This window comes from Staphylococcus sp. FW104-15G4D (genome assembly GCF_058790135.1).
This window is the reverse complement of record NZ_JBYTCH010000001.1, coordinates 949838-968086: the sequence shown is the minus strand read 5'-3', so window position 1 is coordinate 968086 and position 18249 is coordinate 949838. Positions and strand designations below refer to the sequence as shown.

Below are 18249 nucleotides of genomic sequence, written 5' to 3'. Positions count from 1 at the left end.
ATGTAGCTATCATACGTTTATTGGTCTTTTAATGTATTATAAGGCCGTTGAGTATGTGAACGACGTAATTGTCTTGCTTCTTCACGGGCTTGTATAACTTCTGTTCGATCACGTTTTATATGATGATGAACAATGTAAGGCTCTGATATTACAAATTGAGTAAAATTATAATCTTGATATACACGTTTAATAACTTTCTCAAATGATGTGTGTATAGGTAGTTTGACAGGTACAAATGCATTATGATCTTTAATAGAATTTATTTGATGTAAAATCATGCTTTGATACTCATCTATATTTAAATGTAATTGAGTTTTATCTTTTGCTTGTTTAATAACAGACAGTGACTTTTTATATGACTTTAAAGCACCTTTAATATTATCCCGGCGGTAATGATAACAAGCTGAGGCAAATAGTATCAAACTCACTACCGCGTCATTTTTAGAGAAAGAGGGATTTAATTTCCAAGCTTCTTCTAAAATATCATGACATAAAAAATAATGTTGATGCTTATGAAATTGATAATAGAAATGAATTAACGCGTCATCCATGGCAATCCACCCAAAATTTAAAAGTTATATGTATTCATGCTATAATATTTGTGTGAAATATGCACTAAAGATGCAACACGAGATTGAGGTAGATACGATGTATGAAGTGAAACTAGATGCGTTTAACGGACCATTAGACTTGTTATTGCATTTAATACAGAAATTTGAAATAGATATTTATGATATTCCCATGAAAGCTTTAACTGAGCAATATATGCAATATGTTCATGCGATGAATCAACTTGAAATTAATATTGCTAGTGAATATTTAGTCATGGCTTCTGAACTTTTAATGATTAAAAGTAAATTATTGCTACCTCAAACGAGTGTAGAAGATGACATTGAAGAAGATCCCCGTGAAGATTTAGTAGGGCGTTTAATCGAATATCAAAACTATAAAGAATATACTGAAATACTTAATGATATGAAAGATCAACGAGAACTTTATTATACGAAGTATCCTACTGATTTATCACATTTGGAAACTGATGAATCATGGGATCCAAATCAGACTATAGATTTAACAGAACTCATCGTAGCTTATCAAAGAGTTAAAAATCGAGTAGAACTCAATACTCCTAAATCTGTAGAAATTAAAAAAGAGACATTTACAATTCAACAAGCAACCGAACAAGTTACAAATCGTCTAAAAGAGCATGAATCATTTAATTTCTTTAGTTTATTTACTTTCCACGAACCAGTAGAACAAGTAGTAACACATTTTCTAGCTATATTAGAAATGTCTAAATCTGGTATCGTCAATATTAATCAAAACAATCAATTTGAGGACATCGATATCATTAGAGGAGTGAATTACAACATTGGATAACCAAGGAATATTAGAGGCTTTATTATATACTTCTGGTGATGAAGGATTAGAGCAGAAGCAATTATTGGAAATTTTGGAGTTGAATGAAAATGAACTCGACCAGTTAATCGATACCTATCAATCTCCTGGTTTGGTTATCCAAAAATTTGGTACAACATATGTTTTAACAACGAAAAAAGACGCATCGTCTTATATTGAACAGCTTATTGAACAAAAATCTAAAATGAAGTTATCTCAGGCAGCTATGGAGACACTTTCTATTATCGCTTATAATCAACCACTCACTCGTAGCGATATAGAAATGATAAGAGGGATTAATTCCGATGGCGCTGTTAAAACACTTATAGCTAGAGGTTTAGTAGAAGCTAAAGAGGTCGATCATTCTAGAAGTCATCATTTAATAACTACCGATTTATTTTTAAATGTATTTGGTATAGAAAGTCTTGAGTCATTACCAACGACTGAAGAGGATGATGCTGAAATGGATGAATTCTTTAGTAATTTAGTTAATCAAAAAGGAGATTCAAATGAGTAAAGAATTAGAGAGACTACAAAAAAGAATTGCGAATAGTGGTTATACATCACGACGCAAAGCTGAAACACTCATAACCGAAGGAAAAGTCAAAGTAAATGGACAAGTTGTGACTGAATTAGGAACAAAAGTGTCTCACTCAGACACAGTTGAAGTAGAGGGCATTAAAATAGAACAAGAAGATAAAATGTATATCTTATTTTATAAACCTACTCAAGTTATTACGAGTGTATCTGATGATCGTGGTCGTAAAGTTGTGACAGATTATTTTGAAGATATTGAAACTCGTATATATCCAGTTGGACGTTTAGATTATGATACATCAGGTGTTTTATTGTTAACAAACGACGGAGAATTCACTAACTTAATGACTCATCCACGTTATCACATTAAAAAGAAATATGTTGCTAAATTAAAAGGCTATTTAATGAGAGAACAAGTTAAAGAATTAGAACAAGGCATTGAATTAGAAGATGGTTTCACTCAACCGGCTCAGGTAAAAATAAAAAGACAAGATAAAGAGAAAAACACTACATTAGTCGAAATTACTATTAGTGAAGGTAGAAATCGTCAAGTGCGCCGTATGTTTGAATATTTTGGTCATGAAGTGAATAAATTAACACGTATTCAATTTGGTCCTTTAGACTTGAAAGGTTTAAATGCCGGAGAAGGTCGTGTGTTGACTCCTCATGAGGTGAAAACGTTAAGACATTTAGCCGAAAATGGTAAATAAACACAAAAAATATGTTTTTACCAATAAGATTGAGATTTTTTTCACATAGTTTTAACTATCAGTCACTTAATATGTTCAACCTGTGCTATAATAACAAATGAATTTGAACAGCATGTGTAGGAGGTAAAAAGTAATATGGCTAACGAAATTTTAATCGTTGATGATGAAGACAGAATCAGAAGATTGCTTAAATTATACTTAGAAAGAGAATCTTTTGAAATCCATGAAGCTAGTGATGGTAAGGAAGCTTATCAACTTGCGATGGATAATAACTATGCGTGCATTCTTTTAGATTTAATGCTACCAGAAATGGATGGTATAGAAGTCGCATCTAAACTAAGAGAACACAAAGATACACCTATTATTATGCTTACGGCAAAAGGAGAAGAAACTAACCGAGTTGAAGGTTTTGAATCCGGTGCCGATGACTATATTGTTAAGCCTTTTTCACCTAGAGAAGTTGTATTAAGAGTTAAAGCTTTATTAAGACGTACTCAATCTGCAAACTCAGAACAAAGCGAACCACATGCACGTGATATTATTGAATTCAATCATTTAGTGATTGATAATGATGCACATAGAGTACTTGCAGATAACGAGCAAGTGAATTTAACACCTAAAGAATATGAATTACTCATATATCTAGCTAAGACACCTAATAAGGTGTTCGATCGTGAACAATTACTTAAAGAAGTATGGCATTATGAATTTTATGGCGACTTGCGAACAGTAGATACACATGTAAAACGTTTAAGAGAGAAATTAAATCGTGTATCTAACGATGCAGCTCAAATGATTCAAACTGTTTGGGGTGTAGGCTATAAGTTCGAGGTCAAAGCCAGTGATGAACCGACTAAATAGCGTAGTTATAAAACTGTGGTTAACTATTATCTTAATAGTAGCGACAGTTTTAATTTTATTAAGTGTATCCTTAATTACCTTTATTCAATATTATTTTACGCAAGAAACTGAAAATTCTATTAAAGAAGATGCCAAAAGAATTAGTTCACTCGTTGAGAAATCTCACAATAAATCACTTGCTATCCAAAACAGTCAAAAACTTGTAGATGGTCCTGGTGGTTTAATCATTATGAATAATTTTAATGATAAACCACACGCATCATATAATAATACTAAAACTCAAATGCTCAATGAAATTAAAAAGAGCCCTAAATTTAAAAGAGTCTTCAATAACGGCGAATTTGAAACTCAAAACGTCACAATTAAAAATAACGGTAATACACAATCATATATACTATTAGGTTATCCAATGAAACCACAAGAAGATGCTAGTAGTAAGCATAGTGGTGTGTTTATTTATAAAGACTTAAAATCTATTGAAGATACAAATAATGCTATAACTATTATCATTTTGATTACTGCAATTATATTTATAGCAGCTAGTACAGTATTTGCATTCTTCTTATCGAACAGAATTACGAAACCCTTGAGACAATTAAAGACACAAGCACAAAAAGTTTCTGAAGGTGATTATAGTCAAATATCTTCAGTCTCTACTAAAGATGAAATTGGCGACTTATCAAGAGCTTTCAATAATATGAATTACGAGATTCAAGAACATATTGACGTTTTATCATCATCTAAAAGTATTCGTGACAGTTTATTAAACTCCATGGTCGAAGGTGTATTAGGTATAAACGATCAAAGAGTCGTTATCTTTTCTAATAAAATGGCTGATGATATCATCCATTTTATTGATGATTTTTCAAAAGAATCAATCGAACAACAAATCGAAAAAACATTTGAATCCAAAGGAACTGAATTTCTCGAAATAGAAATTAGTACGCGTTATTACGTCTTTATCACAAGTTATATCAATCGTATTCAGCCAAATGGTAGAAGTGGTATTGTAGTGATTATTCGTGATATGACAAATGAACATAATTTAGATCAAATGAAAAAAGACTTTATCGCTAATGTATCCCATGAATTACGCACACCCATTTCCTTATTACAAGGTTATACGGAATCAATCGTTGATGGCATAGTCACTGAACCAGATGAAATTCGTGATTCGCTTGGTGTTGTATTAGATGAATCTAAGCGATTAAATCGTCTAGTTAATGAATTATTAAATGTTGCACGAATGGATGCTGAAGGTCTATCGGTTGAGAAAGAAGTACAACCAATAAAAAATCTTTTAGATAAAATGAAAGCTAAATACCGTATGCAAGCAGACGATTTAGGATTAACAATGGAATTTAACTCTGGCAATGATCATCTTCTATGGGATTATGACATGGATCGAATGGATCAAGTTTTAACTAATCTCATTGATAATGCATCAAGATATACACAACCAGGTGACACAATTGCAGTAACTGCAAGTAAAGATGAGCAATATAATATTTTATATATTAGCGATACAGGTACAGGTATTGCTCCAGAACATTTACAACAAGTGTTTGACCGCTTCTATAAAGTGGATGCCTCACGTAAACGTGGTAAGCAGGGAACTGGTTTAGGTCTCTTTATTTGTAAGATGATTATTGAAGAACATGGTGGACAAATTGAAGTAAAAAGTGAGCTCGGTAAAGGTACCACATTTATAATTAAGCTCCCTCAACCTAAAAATTATGTAGCAGAGTAAACAAAATTTTAAAATACGAATTCGATGTGCATCTCATTAAGTTGGAGATTTAATCTAACTATTGGGGTGCATTTTTGTGTTTCTAATATGTTCTAACTTCACATCAACGATAAAGTTTCATTTTTGATTTATAGAAAATTAGGTCAATTGAATGATTTGATGAAAGGAAGCACTTTTATATTGATCGAATATCTTTTTGATAATAAATAACTAAGTACTTTATACTAACGATTTTATTTTTTAATAAGAAAGCAGAGTCATTGAGTTTATCACCTTTATCGTGTAATATAAAAATTAAATAAAAACATTATCAATATTCATCTTCGGGGTCGGGTGCAATTCCCAACCGGCAGTAAATTTAAGCCTGCGACGAAATAATTCGATAACACACGTAGTTGTCATATTATTTCTTGATTCAGTGAGATTCTGAAGCCGACAGTATAGTCTGGATGGGAGAAGATGGAGGTTTTTTGTTGTGCAAATTTCCTCCTTTTCTAAGCAAGATGAATGGAAGGAGAAAATTAAATATGCAACAAAATAAACGTCTTATAACTATAAGTATGTTAAGTGCGGTTGCGTTTGTATTAACATTTATAAAGTTTCCGCTACCATTCTTACCACCATACTTAACGTTAGATTTTAGTGATGTGCCAACGTTACTTGCTACTTTTTTATTAGGTCCCATTGCAGGTATTATTGTCGCATTCATTAAAAATATCTTAAACTTTTTATTTAACATGGGAGACCCTGTTGGGCCTGTAGCAAACTTTTTAGCCGGGGCAAGTTTCTTATTATCAGCTTATTATGTATATAAAAACAAACGTTCAACACGCACTTTAATTTATGGTCTAATAGTTGGTACGATTGTAATGACTATTGTACTTAGTATCTTAAATTACTTTGTATTACTTCCATTATATGGAATGATATTTAATTTAGGAGATGTCGTTAAAAATCTTAAAATTGTTATTGTCTCCGGTGTAATACCGTTTAATATTATCAAAGGTATCATCATTTCAATTATCTTTGTTTTACTATATAAAAGACTAAAAAATATTTTAAAATAAATAAATGCTCTTGATACTAAGTTATCTCAAAATATCTTAGTATCAAGAGCGTTTTTGATATCATTCTTAAATAAAAATAAGGCAAGTAGTAATCAAAAATAAAAACTCGAATTCCTAACAATTATAATTAAGAATTCGAGTCAATTTATTATTCAAATTTAAGCGCGTCACCATCAAATGGTTCGTCTTCAATTTTAATTGAATCAGTAGGACAACCTTCTAGTGCATCTTCCATATCTTCGTATAACTCTTCAGGCACTTCTGCAGTACCTTGGTTATCATCAAGGATTACGAAAGCAATACCTTCGTCGTCGTAATCATAAATATCTGGAGCTGCTGCACCACATGCACCGCATGCTATACAAGTATCCATATCAACGATTGTATATTTAGCCATTTTCATTCGCCTCCTTTGATAAAAATGCTACACTAGTATTACTAATACAATTGTAGACATCGACATTTTTCATTTCAATATATTCGTTTTATAGAGTGAGGGTTTAATTTGTACGATATATTATCTTATGCTATTGATCATGCATTTAACTACAAAACAAATAAAAGTATTTATAATATTTTAATAGGCAAGAAGTCTCATCAAACTTTTTTTGACGCTTCGAGCCAACAACTTTTGTCATTATATCATAGTTTACCCAATTTAAAATATCCTACTTTTGAGCGATTTATACTACAAAAGGATGATTTTAATCATGAATTAGATATCAAAACGCATCCTCGATATACATATGATAGTTTAACCCGAACATTTAGTTGTATACAACTACTTATCCAAACATTATCGAATACTCGCAAAGATACATTTAAATTTATTCCAGTAGTTCAAAATACTTACGTACAACAGAAAGTGAAACAGCTATATAATCATATCAAACTCTCTCAATTAGAAGCGTCATTTATATCAGAAATATATTCACTATTCGACGCAATAGAACGTCGCAATAATAAGAATGTGCTACATTACTATCTACAAGGGTATGAGGAACCTATGTATACTCGTCAGCAAATTAGTTTGATAGAGGATATAAAGCAATCTGAACTATTTGAATTAGAGATGAATCAACTGATAGATTTATTAGATGAGATTGAAGACGAATCTAATTATCCTATACTATCTCAAACAATTATCTTACCTCAGTTGTTAAATCAAACTTTTCTAAGTTATCAAAAATTACTACACGGTATGAATATGAACGAAATAGCAGAACATCAAAACGTTAAAATAAATACTATTGAAGATCATGTATTGGAAATATTTATTAAAGGTTATCAGAATGATTACAACACTTATGTCAATCAAAAACAAATTGATCAATTTATTCAATATTATGATCATCACATAGGCCTAAGATTAAGAGAATACAAACAAGCATTTGAAGACTTAACTTATTTTCAAATAAAATTAATCATCGTAGGTATTGAGCGAGGTGACTTACGTGTTAGAAGATAAACTTAAAGAATGGTTTGGATTTGAGACTTTTAAACGTGGCCAAAAGGAGATTATTGAAAGCATATTAGCAGGTAAGCACACCTTAGGTATTTTACCTACAGGAAGCGGGAAAAGTTTATGTTACCAACTTCCTACATATTTAATTGAGAAACCAACGTTAGTCATATCACCGTTAATTTCTTTAATGGATGATCAAGTGATGCAAATGAAACTTAATGGTGAATCTCACGTCTCATATATACATTCAGGTATGGATGAAATCGAAAAGAGAAACCATATTAATCAAATTTCACAAAGTCGATTCATTTATTTAAGTCCCGAATTTCTATTACAGCCACAGAATTTCAAGTTAATATCACATTTAGACTTTGGTTTAATAGTTTTAGATGAAGCTCATTGTCTATCAGAATGGGGTTATGACTTTAGACCACATTATGCCCTTATTGGACAAATCACTTCTCACTTCAAAAATGCGCGTATACTAGCGTTAACTGCGACAGCTCCACCACATTTAGAAGAAGATTTATCACATATTCTTAGTATTGATTTAAATGTCATTAAAACGAGTATGAATAGAGATAACATTTCTTTACAACATAAGAATTTTAATGATGATGATGAGAAAATAAAGTGGCTCATACCTTTTTTAAGCTATTCAGGACCCACGATTATTTATATTTCCTCTAAGAAAAGATGTCTAGAATTAGCTAAATTAATTTATGAGGCGGGATTCTTAACGGGCATTTATCATGGTGATTTGAGTTATCAAGAACGTCAAACTGTTCAACAACAATTTTTAAATAATGATATACCTATTATCGTAGCCACAAGTGCTTTTGGGATGGGAATAAATAAAAAAGATATCCGAACTGTCATTCACTTTCATTTATCTTCAAGTCCTTCCAATTATTTACAAGAAATTGGTCGCGCAGGAAGAGATGGTAAACCGAGTCAAGCCATTAGTTTGTATCAACCCGATGATAGTTTCATTTTAGAAACCTTATTGTTTGCAGATATGATGACTGAAGAGGATATCTCTATGTTTGAATTAGGTGAATTTTTACCACCCGTTAAAAAGGATATTCTAGATACGTTATATCGTCAGTTTACAATTAATGACCTTAAATCAATATTTAAAAAATCATTTCAACGTAAACGTTTAGGATACATGCGCATACTAGGCTATAAAAATTTAGATCAATGTCGCCGTAATTATTTACTCGAGTTTTTTGGTGAACATCCGGATAAACCTGTAAGATGTTGCGACAATGATACTGAATTGGAAGAAATAAAAACTTTTAATCGCAAAAAAGTAAAAAGGAAAATGAATTATAAAGAAAAATTGCAAAACTTATTTGAAGATTAACTTCAGATAATTATATCTAGTTAAAATGATTATGAAGCATCATTTATTTCTGACTAAATTGGCAATCTTCATTCTCAGGCTAGCTATCGCTTTACTTAAAGAATTTTATCAAGCTATAATTAAAATGTAAGACTTATTTAAATGTATTAAATATTTTTAAATTTCATACATATTCACACTTATTCGTGGGTATATTAAATGTAACGTTATTAAATTCACTTAAACAAAGAAAGGATGATGTTTGTGTCTAATAATAGTTTCAAAGATGATTTTGAAAAAAATCGTCAATCTATTGATCCAGAAGAACACAACAATCGTGTAAACGATGAACAGCAAGATGAATCAAAAGAAAATATCGAGGATAAATCAAATCAACAATTTCCTCCTAGAAACGCACAACGTCGTAAGAGACGTCGTGATGTTGCTACTAATCATAATAAACAACAAGATGACCGTAACGACAACTCGAATGAAAATAATTCACTAGATGATCGCTATGATGAAGCATCATTACATAATGGTGAAAACGATAATTACGACACAGCATCTCGCACAGACCACGGTCAACACGATCATGATGGAAATTTAAACCGTTCAAGTAATAACGTGCGTGAAGACCAAGGTGCACAAGATGATAGATTAGGTAGCGGAAAAGATGCAACTATAGCTGGTGGAGCTGCAGGTGCTGGAGCTACTGGTAACGCTGCTCAACATTCTAATAAAAAAGCAGGTGCTCGTCCTGGACCTAAAGTTAATGAAGGTCATAATAATGATCTAACTGATGACAATCATCGTCGTCAACAAGACCACGAAGAGCGAGACTTTGATGAAGATAGAGAACGTCATGATAAGAAATCTGGTAAAGGTAAAAAAGCTGCTGCCGCAGGTGCAGGTGTTGCTGGCGTTGCGGGTGCTGCCGGTGTTGCTAAACATCACCATGATGAGAAAAATAAAAATCATGAAGACAAACATGCTAGTCATGATCAACATCATGACACTAATGACAAACGCAATAACCAACATGACAAAGATTTCGATCATGAACGACGTAACAATGATAATAAAGATCATGATAAGAAATCTGGTAAAGGTAAAAAAGCTGCTGCTGTTGGAACTGGCGCTGCAGGTGCCGCTGGAGCTGCTGGATTAGCAAAACATGAACATGACAAACATAAAGATAATCGCAATCAACATGACCATGGGCGTAGAGACGATAGAAACAACAATAGAGACGACCGCAATTATGACCGTAGAAATGATAACCGTGACAATAAGAAAAAAGGTGGAATAATGAAGATATTATTACCACTGATTGCTGCAGTGCTTATACTTGGTGCAATTGCTATCTTTGGTGGAATGGCATTAAACAATCATAATAATAGTAAAAACGATGATAATAAAGTTTCTGACCAAAGTAAGAAAGATTCTGATAAAAAGGCAAATGATAAAGATAAAGCTTCTTCAGACAAAGACAAAGATAAAAATAAAGATGGCAATAAAGACAGCGACAAAGATAAAGCTTCTTCAAATAATAGCGCTTCAAATTCAGATGAAAATGGTAATAGTGCTAACGGTGGTGCTGCTGGTTCAGATCAAAATGCAAATAGCACAGATAATTCATCTAACCAAAACGGTACTGCTAACAACCAAAACCAAGGTACACAAAATAATCAACAAAATAATGGTAACTCTACACAAGGTAACAATAACAATCAACAAAATACCCAAGGTCAACAATCTCATACTGTAAACGGTAAAGAAAACCTATACCGTATCGCAATCCAGTATTACGGTGAGGGTACTCAGCAAAATGTTGATAAAATCAAACGTGCTAATGGTTTAAGTAGTAATGACATTCATAACGGTCAAACGTTAGTTATTCCTCAATAGAAACCATAAAGCACACTAAAAAAAACGTTCTCTCGGCAATTGCCAAGAGAACGTTTTTTAATTTAACTTCATTCTTTTATATTTATATTCACATGAATATACTCAATTTTTTTAATTTTATTCTTTTCATGCTTAGCTAAAATCATTAATAACTGATATAATAATTTGGTGATTAAAGGAGGGCAAATCATGCAAAGAGTTGAAAGCATTATAATTGGTGGTGGCCCATGCGGTTTAAGCGCTGCTATAGAGCAGAAGAAAAAAGGGATTGAAACTTTAGTAATAGAAAAAGGGAATGTTGTAGAATCAATTTACAATTATCCAACTCATCAAACTTTCTTTTCATCAAGTGATAAGTTGAGTATCGGAGATATTCCATTTATTGTCGAAGAAAGTAAACCGAGACGAAATCAAGCGCTCGTCTATTACAGAGAAGTTGTTAAACATCATCAATTAAACATACATCCATTTGAAGAAGTTTTAACAGTTAAAAAAATTGATAATAAGTTTACCATTACAACAACTAAAGATGTTTATGAATGCAAATTTTTAACTGTCGCGACAGGTTATTACGGCCAACATAATAAATTAGAGGTTGAGGGCGCTGAATTACCTAAAGTATTTCATTACTTTAAAGAAGCACACCCATACTTCAATCAAAATGTGGTAATTATTGGTGGTAAAAATTCTGCAGTAGACGCAGCTTTAGAGTTAGAAAAAGCTGGAGCAAATGTAACAGTCATTTATCGTGGTGAAAGATATCCAAAAGCGATTAAACCATGGATATTACCAAATTTTGAATCACTCGTTAACCATGAAAAAATAACTATGGAATTTAACGCTAATGTAACACAAATTACTGAAGATACAGTCACTTATGAAAAGGATGGACGTACAATTGAGATTCCAAATGATTACGTGTTCGCAATGATTGGTTACCATCCTGATTACAATTTCCTAGAATCTATTGGTATAGAAATCAATACTAATGAATATGGTACAGCACCTGTTTACAATCGTGAAACGTATGAAACAAACGTTGAAAATTGCTATATCGCAGGAGTCATTGCCGCAGGTAATGATGCTAATACTATCTTCATTGAAAATGGTAAATACCACGGTGGCATTATTACACAAAGTATACTTAGTAAAAAACAAACACCACTTGAGTCATAATAAAATAAACGAGTTGTATACCTTGACTTAGAGGAATACAACTCGTTTTTTATAAATTATTCTTCAAAATAATTTTTTAATTTTTGATGATTCATATTTTGACTTAGACCAACTAATAATTTAAGTCTTGCTTTAGGTCCATTTAATCCATTTGAAAATATAACACCCTTTTCAAACAAATCAGCACCGCCACCTTCATAAGCATAGACAGGACTTACAATACCGTTAAACGATCTTGAAACAAGAACGATAGGGATGTCGTTATCAAGGATTTGCTTAAGTCCATGTAAACATGTAGTGGGTAAGTTACCTTGCCCGAGAGCTTCTACGACTATACCGTCGACACCTTGGTTCGCATAAAACTCTAAAAGGTCACTACCCATTCCCATATAAGACTTAATAAGAGGCACATACAATTGATGGTTTATCATCTTAAAAGAAGATTGACGATAGGGATGATGATGAAATTGTACTCTATCTTTTGTTAAAACCCCAAGAGGTCCATGGTTAGGGCTTTGAAATGTATTGATATTAGAAGTGTGGGTTTTGGTTACATTTCGAGCTGTATGTATTTCATCATTAAAGACCACCATTACGCCTTTTCCTGAGGCATCATTAGAAGAAGCAACTCTTATTGCAGAAATGAAATTATATAAACCGTCAGAACCAATTTCATTAGAGGATCTCATGGCTCCAGTAATAACAACAGGTTCTTCAATTTCAAGTAATAAGTCGAGTAGAAATGCTGTTTCTTCCAAAGTATCAGTTCCATGAGTAATAACATAACCATCATATTCACTTATTTCAACGCATTGAATAATTTTATGTTGAAGTTGAGTAACTTTTTCTATAGTCATGTGGGGAGAAGGAACATTAAATAAATGTGTTTCTTCCACTTGAGCGTATTGACCAATGATATCTTGATGTTTTGATATAGGATTATCATCATTGGTTACAACTTTATTTGAAGCATCTTGTGACATACTAATAGTGCCACCAGTATGTATAACAAGGAGTTTTTTCATTGTCTTTCCTCCTATTAATCTTTTACTTTTTTATGATAAAATAATATTTACAAAACAACAAGGAAGGTTAATGAATAATGAGTTCAATCAATATTGCATTAGACGGTCCAGCAGCTGCAGGGAAAAGTACCATTGCTAAGCAAGTTGCTAGCCGTTTAACTATGATATATGTTGATACAGGAGCAATGTATCGTGCCATAACATATAAATACTTACAAAATGGCAAACCGAGTAATTTTGACGAGTTAATTCAAAGTACTGAGTTAGAATTAACTTATGATAAAGAAAAAGGACAAAGAATTATTTTAGATGGGAAAGATGTGACTGATTATTTGAGAGAAAATGACGTCACTAATCATGTTTCTTACGTTGCTTCAAAAGAACCTGTTCGTTCATTTGCAGTACAAATTCAAAAAGATTTAGCAGCCAAAAAAGGGATTGTTATGGATGGAAGAGATATAGGTACGGTTGTATTGCCTAATGCTGAACTTAAAGTTTACATGATTGCTTCCGTTGAAGAGAGAGCAGAACGTCGTCAAAAGGAAAATGAATTACGTGGTATTGAATCTAATCTAGAGCAATTAAAACAAGAAATTGAAGATCGTGATAACTACGACATGAATAGAGAGATTTCACCTTTAAAGAAAGCTGACGATGCAATCACATTAGATACAACTGGAAAGTCTATTGAAGTAGTAACTAACGAAATTTTATCTATGGTAGATCATCTTAAATAAGTATAAGTTATTAAAGACTATAATTGATGTACCACTTGGTATATGATTATAGTCTTTTTATTAAGCATATCAGTTTAACTAAGTATTAATGTTCTATATAATTAACTTGGAAAATAAGATTTGCATCCGTGAATAGTTACAAACTATATTTTTTCAAATTTATAATTTAACATATCTTAATAAGTAGATATCATTGAAATAATATTAAGGAATTGATGGATGCATTTAAAAGATTTAAATCATAATCTAAGCCATAATATTAAATGAAGTGGTTGGCTAATGACTGACAGTCAACTTTCTTAAGTGATTAACTTGAATAAGAAAGTATATTTAAAGTAGAATTTCTTGACAATTCTGTCAGTTTATAAGATGTTATAATTATGTAGTGTATAAGGAGGCAAACAAGATGACTGAAGAATTCAATGAATCAATGATTAATGATATTAAAGAAGGTGACAAAGTCACTGGTGAGGTTCAACAAGTTGAAGATAAACAAGTTGTTGTGCACATCAACGGTGGTAAATTTAATGGTATCATCCCAATCAGTCAACTTTCTACTCACCACATCGAAAATCCAAGTGAAGTAGTTAAAGTCGGCGATGAGGTTGAAGCTTACGTCACTAAAATTGAGTTCGATGAAGAAAACGACTCAGGCGCGTATATTTTATCTAAGAGACAGCTTGAAACTGAAAAATCATATGAATATTTACAAGAAAAACTTGATAATGATGAAGTGATTGAAGCTGAAGTTACTGAAGTAGTAAAAGGTGGATTAGTCGTAGATGTTGGTCAAAGAGGATTCGTACCAGCTTCACTAATTTCAACTGATTTCATTGAAGATTTCTCTGTATTTGATGGACAAACTATTCGCATTAAAGTGGAAGAGTTAGATCCTGAAAACAATAGAGTCATTTTAAGCCGTAAAGCTGTAGAACAAGCTGAAAATGATGTTAAAAAAGCATCATTATTAGATTCATTAAGCGAAGGTGACGTTATTGACGGTAAAGTAGCTCGCTTAACTAACTTTGGTGCTTTCATTGATATCGGTGGTGTAGATGGTTTAGTTCACGTTTCAGAACTATCACACGAACATGTTGAATCACCTGAACAAGTTGTATCTGTAGGTGACAATGTAAAAGTCAAAGTCAAATCAGTCGAAAAAGATTCTGAGCGTATCTCATTATCAATTAAAGACACTTTACCAACACCTTTCGAAAATATCAAAGGTAAATTCCACGAAGATGACGTTATTGAAGGTACAGTTGTACGTTTAGCTAACTTCGGTGCATTTGTAGAAATTGCACCTGCCGTACAAGGTTTAGTTCATATTTCTGAAATCGACCATAAACATATTGGTTCACCTAGTGAAAAATTAGAACCAGGTCAACAAGTTAACGTTAAAATCTTAGGAATAGATGAAGAAAATGAAAGAATTTCTTTATCAATTAAAGCTACATTACCTAAAGAAGATGTTATCGAAAGTGATGAATCTACAACACAATCTTATTTAGAAAATGATAATGATGAAGATAACCCAACTTTAGGGGATGTTTTCGGAGATAAATTTAAAGACCTTAAATTTTAATATTATCGATTAATTTTCTTGTATATTTTATATTATAAAACTCCAATTAAGTCTTAGAACTTTAAGTAGTTCTTAGAACATTAATTGGAGTTTTATTTTTTATGAAATTGGAAAAAGCCCTTTATACATGACGATAAACATCTAATGAAGTTTTGAATAAGCGCATTCATGTGATAAAATTATAGAGATTAAGAAAGAGAGGAAGTTACCTTATGACTAAACCGATAGTTGCAATTGTAGGCAAACCTAATGTTGGTAAATCTACAATTTTTAATAGAGTAGTGGGCGAACGTGTATCGATTGTTGAAGATACCCCAGGCGTAACACGTGACCGTATCTATTCTTCTGGTGAATGGTTAACTCATGAATTTAATATCATTGATACGGGTGGTATTGAAATTGGGGATGCACCTTTCCAAACTCAAATACGTGCACAAGCAGAAATTGCTATCGATGAAGCGGATGTTATCATTTTCATGGTGAATGTAAGAGAAGGACTTACACAAAGTGATGAAATGGTTGCACAAATGTTATATAAATCTAAGAAACCTGTTGTATTAGCAGTAAATAAAGTAGATAATCCTGAAATGCGTAATGATATTTATGATTTCTATTCATTAGGTTTTGGGGATCCTTATCCAATATCTGGGTCACATGGCTTAGGACTTGGGGATTTACTTGATGTCGTAGTTGAGAACTTTGGCGAAGAAACCGAAGATCCTTATGATGAAGATACAATTAGACTTTCTATTATAGGTAGACCAAATGTTGGTAAATCTAGTCTAGTTAATGCAATTCTAGGGGAAGAGCGTGTTATCGTTTCAAATGTTGCAGGTACAACTAGAGATGCTGTGGATACTGAATATTCATATGAAGGACAGGATTATGTTCTTATTGATACTGCAGGTATGCGTAAAAAGGGGAAAGTCTATGAATCCACTGAAAAGTATTCAGTATTACGCGCTTTAAAAGCAATCGAACGTTCAAATGTCGTACTTGTCGTCATCGATGCTGAACAAGGTATTATTGAACAAGATAAACGTGTAGCTGGATATGCTCATGAAGAAGGTAAAGCAATTGTTATTGTTGTAAATAAATGGGACACCGTTGAAAAAGATAGCAAAACAATGAAAAAGTTCACTGAAGATGTTAGAAATGAATTTCAATTCTTGGATTATGCTCAAATTGCATTTGTATCAGCTAAAGAGAGCTTACGTTTAAGAACACTTTTCCCATACATAACTGAGGCAAGTGAAAATCATAAAAAACGTGTTCAAAGCTCAACACTTAATGAAGTCGTAACGGATGCAATTTCAATGAATCCAACACCAACAGACAAAGGGCGAAGATTAAATGTATTCTATACAACACAAGTTGCAATAGAACCACCTACCTTTGTAGTTTTTGTTAATGATGTAGAATTAATGCACTTCTCATATAAACGTTATCTAGAGAATCAAATTAGAAATGCGTTTGGTTTCGAAGGAACGCCAATCCATATTATTCCTAGAAAGAGAAATTAATTAAAAAGGGGATTTAATTATGACAAAAATAACAGTTTTTGGCATGGGTAGTTTCGGTACTGCACTTGCTAATGTTTTAGCCCAAAATGGTCACGACGTATTAATGTGGGGAAAAAACAACGATAGTGTTAACGAATTAAATACGCACCATATGAATAAAAATTATTTAAAAGATGCTAAATTAGATGAAACGATTCAAGCAACAACTCATCTTGAAGAAGCAATACAACATGCAGATGTTTATCTAATGGCTCTACCTACGAAAGCAATGAGAGAAGTAGCTACTAATATTGATAAACTGCTTACTTCTAAAAAAACATTTATACACGTTGCTAAGGGAATTGAAAATGGTACATTTAAACGTGTGTCTGAAATGATAGATGATTCTATTTCATCAGAACACAATGCGGGTATTGGTGTTCTTTCAGGTCCAAGTCATGCAGAAGAAGTAGTTATTAAACAACCCACTACTGTAGCAGCATCTTCTAAGGATGAGAAAATCAGTGCTTTAATCCAAGATCTATTTATGAATGATTATTTACGTGTTTATACTAATAATGACTTGGTGGGTGTTGAACTTGGAGGCGCACTCAAAAATATTATAGCCGTTGCTAGCGGTATTGTAGCGGGTATGGGCTTCGGTGATAATGCTAAAGCTGCGCTAATGACGCGCGGTTTAGCAGAAATTAGTCGTCTAGGAGAAAAATTAGGTGCTGATCCAATGACTTTCTTAGGATTAGGAGGTATTGGTGATTTGATCGTGACATGTACCTCAACACATTCAAGAAACTATACGCTTGGCTTTAAATTAGGACAAGGTAAAACAATGGATGAAGCTTTACAAGAAATGAAAATGGTAGTCGAAGGTGTTTATACGACTAAATCTGTTTATCATTTAGCTAAAAAAGAACATGTAGATATGCCTATTACAAGTGCATTATATCGTGTACTATTTGAAGATGTACCCGTTAATGAGAGCGTTAAAGAGCTTATGGGTAGAGATAAAAAAGCTGAATAATAAGTGTATAATTACACTTTTAGAAGGAATATTCAAAAAATTCATCATGAAACGCGTAAAATCAATGTTTCTGACGCATAAATCGTTGCGATGACAGTAATCAGTGTGTTAAAGTCAAAACATAATGATATTTAATAT

Annotated in this window: 17 protein-coding genes and 1 riboswitch; of the genes, 14 read left to right on the top strand and 3 right to left on the bottom strand. The window is 32.4% G+C overall.

Features of this window, described 5'->3' with window-relative positions; translation table 11 throughout:
* Window positions 1-17: 17 nt before the first annotated feature.
* Window positions 18-551 (bottom strand): DUF309 domain-containing protein, encoded by a 534-nt coding sequence (locus tag AC3WQX_RS04675; RefSeq protein ID WP_023350231.1) that lies wholly within the window; start codon window positions 549-551, stop codon window positions 18-20.
* Window positions 552-648: 97 nt separating this feature from the next.
* On the opposite strand from AC3WQX_RS04675, the gene AC3WQX_RS04670 reads away from it, so the two are divergent.
* The 6 genes from AC3WQX_RS04670 (at window position 649) to AC3WQX_RS04645 (ending at window position 6323) form a co-directional block, all read left to right on the top strand.
* Complete coding sequence (locus AC3WQX_RS04670) at window positions 649-1380, top strand: segregation and condensation protein A (RefSeq protein ID WP_002433782.1); 732 nt, start codon at window positions 649-651, stop codon at window positions 1378-1380.
* Complete coding sequence (scpB, locus tag AC3WQX_RS04665) at window positions 1373-1915, top strand: SMC-Scp complex subunit ScpB (protein WP_002453300.1); 543 nt, start codon at window positions 1373-1375, stop codon at window positions 1913-1915. The genes AC3WQX_RS04670 and scpB overlap by 8 nt, the downstream gene beginning before the upstream one ends.
* Window positions 1908-2645 carry a pseudouridine synthase gene (locus AC3WQX_RS04660; protein ID WP_002433632.1) on the top strand — a complete coding sequence of 246 codons (738 nt, stop codon included), beginning with the start codon at window positions 1908-1910 and terminating at the stop codon, window positions 2643-2645. The genes scpB and AC3WQX_RS04660 overlap by 8 nt, the downstream gene beginning before the upstream one ends.
* Window positions 2646-2780: 135 nt before the next feature.
* Window positions 2781-3506 (top strand): response regulator transcription factor, encoded by a 726-nt coding sequence (locus tag AC3WQX_RS04655; protein ID WP_002433904.1) that lies wholly within the window; start codon window positions 2781-2783, stop codon window positions 3504-3506.
* A complete protein-coding gene (locus AC3WQX_RS04650) occupies window positions 3490-5256 on the top strand; it encodes an ATP-binding protein (RefSeq protein WP_023350232.1) in 1767 nt (588 codons plus the stop codon). The genes AC3WQX_RS04655 and AC3WQX_RS04650 overlap by 17 nt, the downstream gene beginning before the upstream one ends.
* A gap of 315 nt (window positions 5257-5571) precedes the next feature.
* A riboswitch (FMN riboswitch) is annotated at window positions 5572-5721 on the top strand.
* A 62-nt stretch (window positions 5722-5783) separates the two neighbouring features.
* A complete protein-coding gene (locus tag AC3WQX_RS04645; RefSeq protein WP_023350233.1) occupies window positions 5784-6323 on the top strand; it encodes an ECF transporter S component in 540 nt (179 codons plus the stop codon).
* Between the two features lie 148 nt (window positions 6324-6471).
* On the opposite strand, the gene AC3WQX_RS04640 is transcribed toward AC3WQX_RS04645, so the two are convergent.
* A complete protein-coding gene (locus AC3WQX_RS04640; protein WP_002433578.1) occupies window positions 6472-6720 on the bottom strand; it encodes a ferredoxin in 249 nt (82 codons plus the stop codon).
* A gap of 108 nt (window positions 6721-6828) precedes the next feature.
* Between AC3WQX_RS04640 and AC3WQX_RS04635 the strand changes: the two genes are divergently transcribed.
* The 4 genes from AC3WQX_RS04635 to ypdA all read left to right on the top strand — a co-directional run bounded on the left by AC3WQX_RS04635 (window position 6829) and on the right by ypdA (window position 12223).
* On the top strand, window positions 6829-7791 hold the full coding sequence (locus AC3WQX_RS04635; protein ID WP_023350234.1) for a YpbB family protein: 963 nt from the start codon (window positions 6829-6831) through the stop codon (window positions 7789-7791).
* Complete coding sequence (locus AC3WQX_RS04630) at window positions 7778-9157, top strand: RecQ family ATP-dependent DNA helicase (RefSeq protein WP_023350235.1); 1380 nt, start codon at window positions 7778-7780, stop codon at window positions 9155-9157. The genes AC3WQX_RS04635 and AC3WQX_RS04630 overlap by 14 nt, the downstream gene beginning before the upstream one ends.
* Window positions 9158-9400: 243 nt before the next feature.
* Complete coding sequence (gene ebpS / locus AC3WQX_RS04625) at window positions 9401-11047, top strand: elastin-binding protein EbpS (protein WP_023350236.1); 1647 nt, start codon at window positions 9401-9403, stop codon at window positions 11045-11047.
* 189 nt (window positions 11048-11236) lie between these two features.
* Window positions 11237-12223: a bacillithiol disulfide reductase YpdA gene (gene ypdA, locus AC3WQX_RS04620; RefSeq protein ID WP_023350237.1), complete on the top strand. Its 987-nt coding sequence runs from the start codon at window positions 11237-11239 to the stop codon at window positions 12221-12223.
* A 56-nt stretch (window positions 12224-12279) separates the two neighbouring features.
* Here ypdA and AC3WQX_RS04615 read toward each other — a convergent pair whose 3' ends face one another.
* A complete protein-coding gene (locus AC3WQX_RS04615) occupies window positions 12280-13248 on the bottom strand; it encodes an asparaginase (RefSeq protein WP_002433810.1) in 969 nt (322 codons plus the stop codon).
* 77 nt (window positions 13249-13325) lie between these two features.
* On the opposite strand from AC3WQX_RS04615, the gene cmk reads away from it, so the two are divergent.
* From cmk to AC3WQX_RS04595, 4 genes are all read left to right on the top strand, one after another.
* The gene (cmk, locus tag AC3WQX_RS04610) at window positions 13326-13985 is read left to right on the top strand and encodes a (d)CMP kinase (protein WP_002433890.1); all 660 of its coding nucleotides are present in this window, start codon (window positions 13326-13328) and stop codon (window positions 13983-13985) included.
* Between the two features lie 406 nt (window positions 13986-14391).
* Window positions 14392-15570 carry a 30S ribosomal protein S1 gene (gene rpsA, locus AC3WQX_RS04605; RefSeq protein WP_002453288.1) on the top strand — a complete coding sequence of 393 codons (1179 nt, stop codon included), beginning with the start codon at window positions 14392-14394 and terminating at the stop codon, window positions 15568-15570.
* Between the two features lie 212 nt (window positions 15571-15782).
* Window positions 15783-17093 (top strand): ribosome biogenesis GTPase Der, encoded by a 1311-nt coding sequence (der, locus tag AC3WQX_RS04600; protein WP_023350238.1) that lies wholly within the window; start codon window positions 15783-15785, stop codon window positions 17091-17093.
* A gap of 19 nt (window positions 17094-17112) precedes the next feature.
* A complete protein-coding gene (locus AC3WQX_RS04595; RefSeq protein ID WP_023350239.1) occupies window positions 17113-18111 on the top strand; it encodes an NAD(P)H-dependent glycerol-3-phosphate dehydrogenase in 999 nt (332 codons plus the stop codon).
* The last annotated feature ends 138 nt before the right edge of the window (window positions 18112-18249 follow it).

Coding starts and splice junctions, on each gene's coding strand:
- AC3WQX_RS04675 (WP_023350231.1), bottom strand. CDS start 551: ATGGATGACGCGTTAATTCATTTCTATTATCAATTTCATAAGCATCAA.
- AC3WQX_RS04670 (WP_002433782.1), top strand. CDS start 649: ATGTATGAAGTGAAACTAGATGCGTTTAACGGACCATTAGACTTGTTA.
- AC3WQX_RS04660 (WP_002433632.1), top strand. CDS start 1,908: ATGAGTAAAGAATTAGAGAGACTACAAAAAAGAATTGCGAATAGTGGT.
- AC3WQX_RS04655 (WP_002433904.1), top strand. CDS start 2,781: ATGGCTAACGAAATTTTAATCGTTGATGATGAAGACAGAATCAGAAGA.
- AC3WQX_RS04650 (WP_023350232.1), top strand. CDS start 3,490: ATGAACCGACTAAATAGCGTAGTTATAAAACTGTGGTTAACTATTATC.
- AC3WQX_RS04645 (WP_023350233.1), top strand. CDS start 5,784: ATGCAACAAAATAAACGTCTTATAACTATAAGTATGTTAAGTGCGGTT.
- AC3WQX_RS04640 (WP_002433578.1), bottom strand. CDS start 6,720: ATGGCTAAATATACAATCGTTGATATGGATACTTGTATAGCATGCGGT.
- ypdA (WP_023350237.1), top strand. CDS start 11,237: ATGCAAAGAGTTGAAAGCATTATAATTGGTGGTGGCCCATGCGGTTTA.
- AC3WQX_RS04615 (WP_002433810.1), bottom strand. CDS start 13,248: ATGAAAAAACTCCTTGTTATACATACTGGTGGCACTATTAGTATGTCA.
- cmk (WP_002433890.1), top strand. CDS start 13,326: ATGAGTTCAATCAATATTGCATTAGACGGTCCAGCAGCTGCAGGGAAA.
- rpsA (WP_002453288.1), top strand. CDS start 14,392: ATGACTGAAGAATTCAATGAATCAATGATTAATGATATTAAAGAAGGT.
- der (WP_023350238.1), top strand. CDS start 15,783: ATGACTAAACCGATAGTTGCAATTGTAGGCAAACCTAATGTTGGTAAA.
- AC3WQX_RS04595 (WP_023350239.1), top strand. CDS start 17,113: ATGACAAAAATAACAGTTTTTGGCATGGGTAGTTTCGGTACTGCACTT.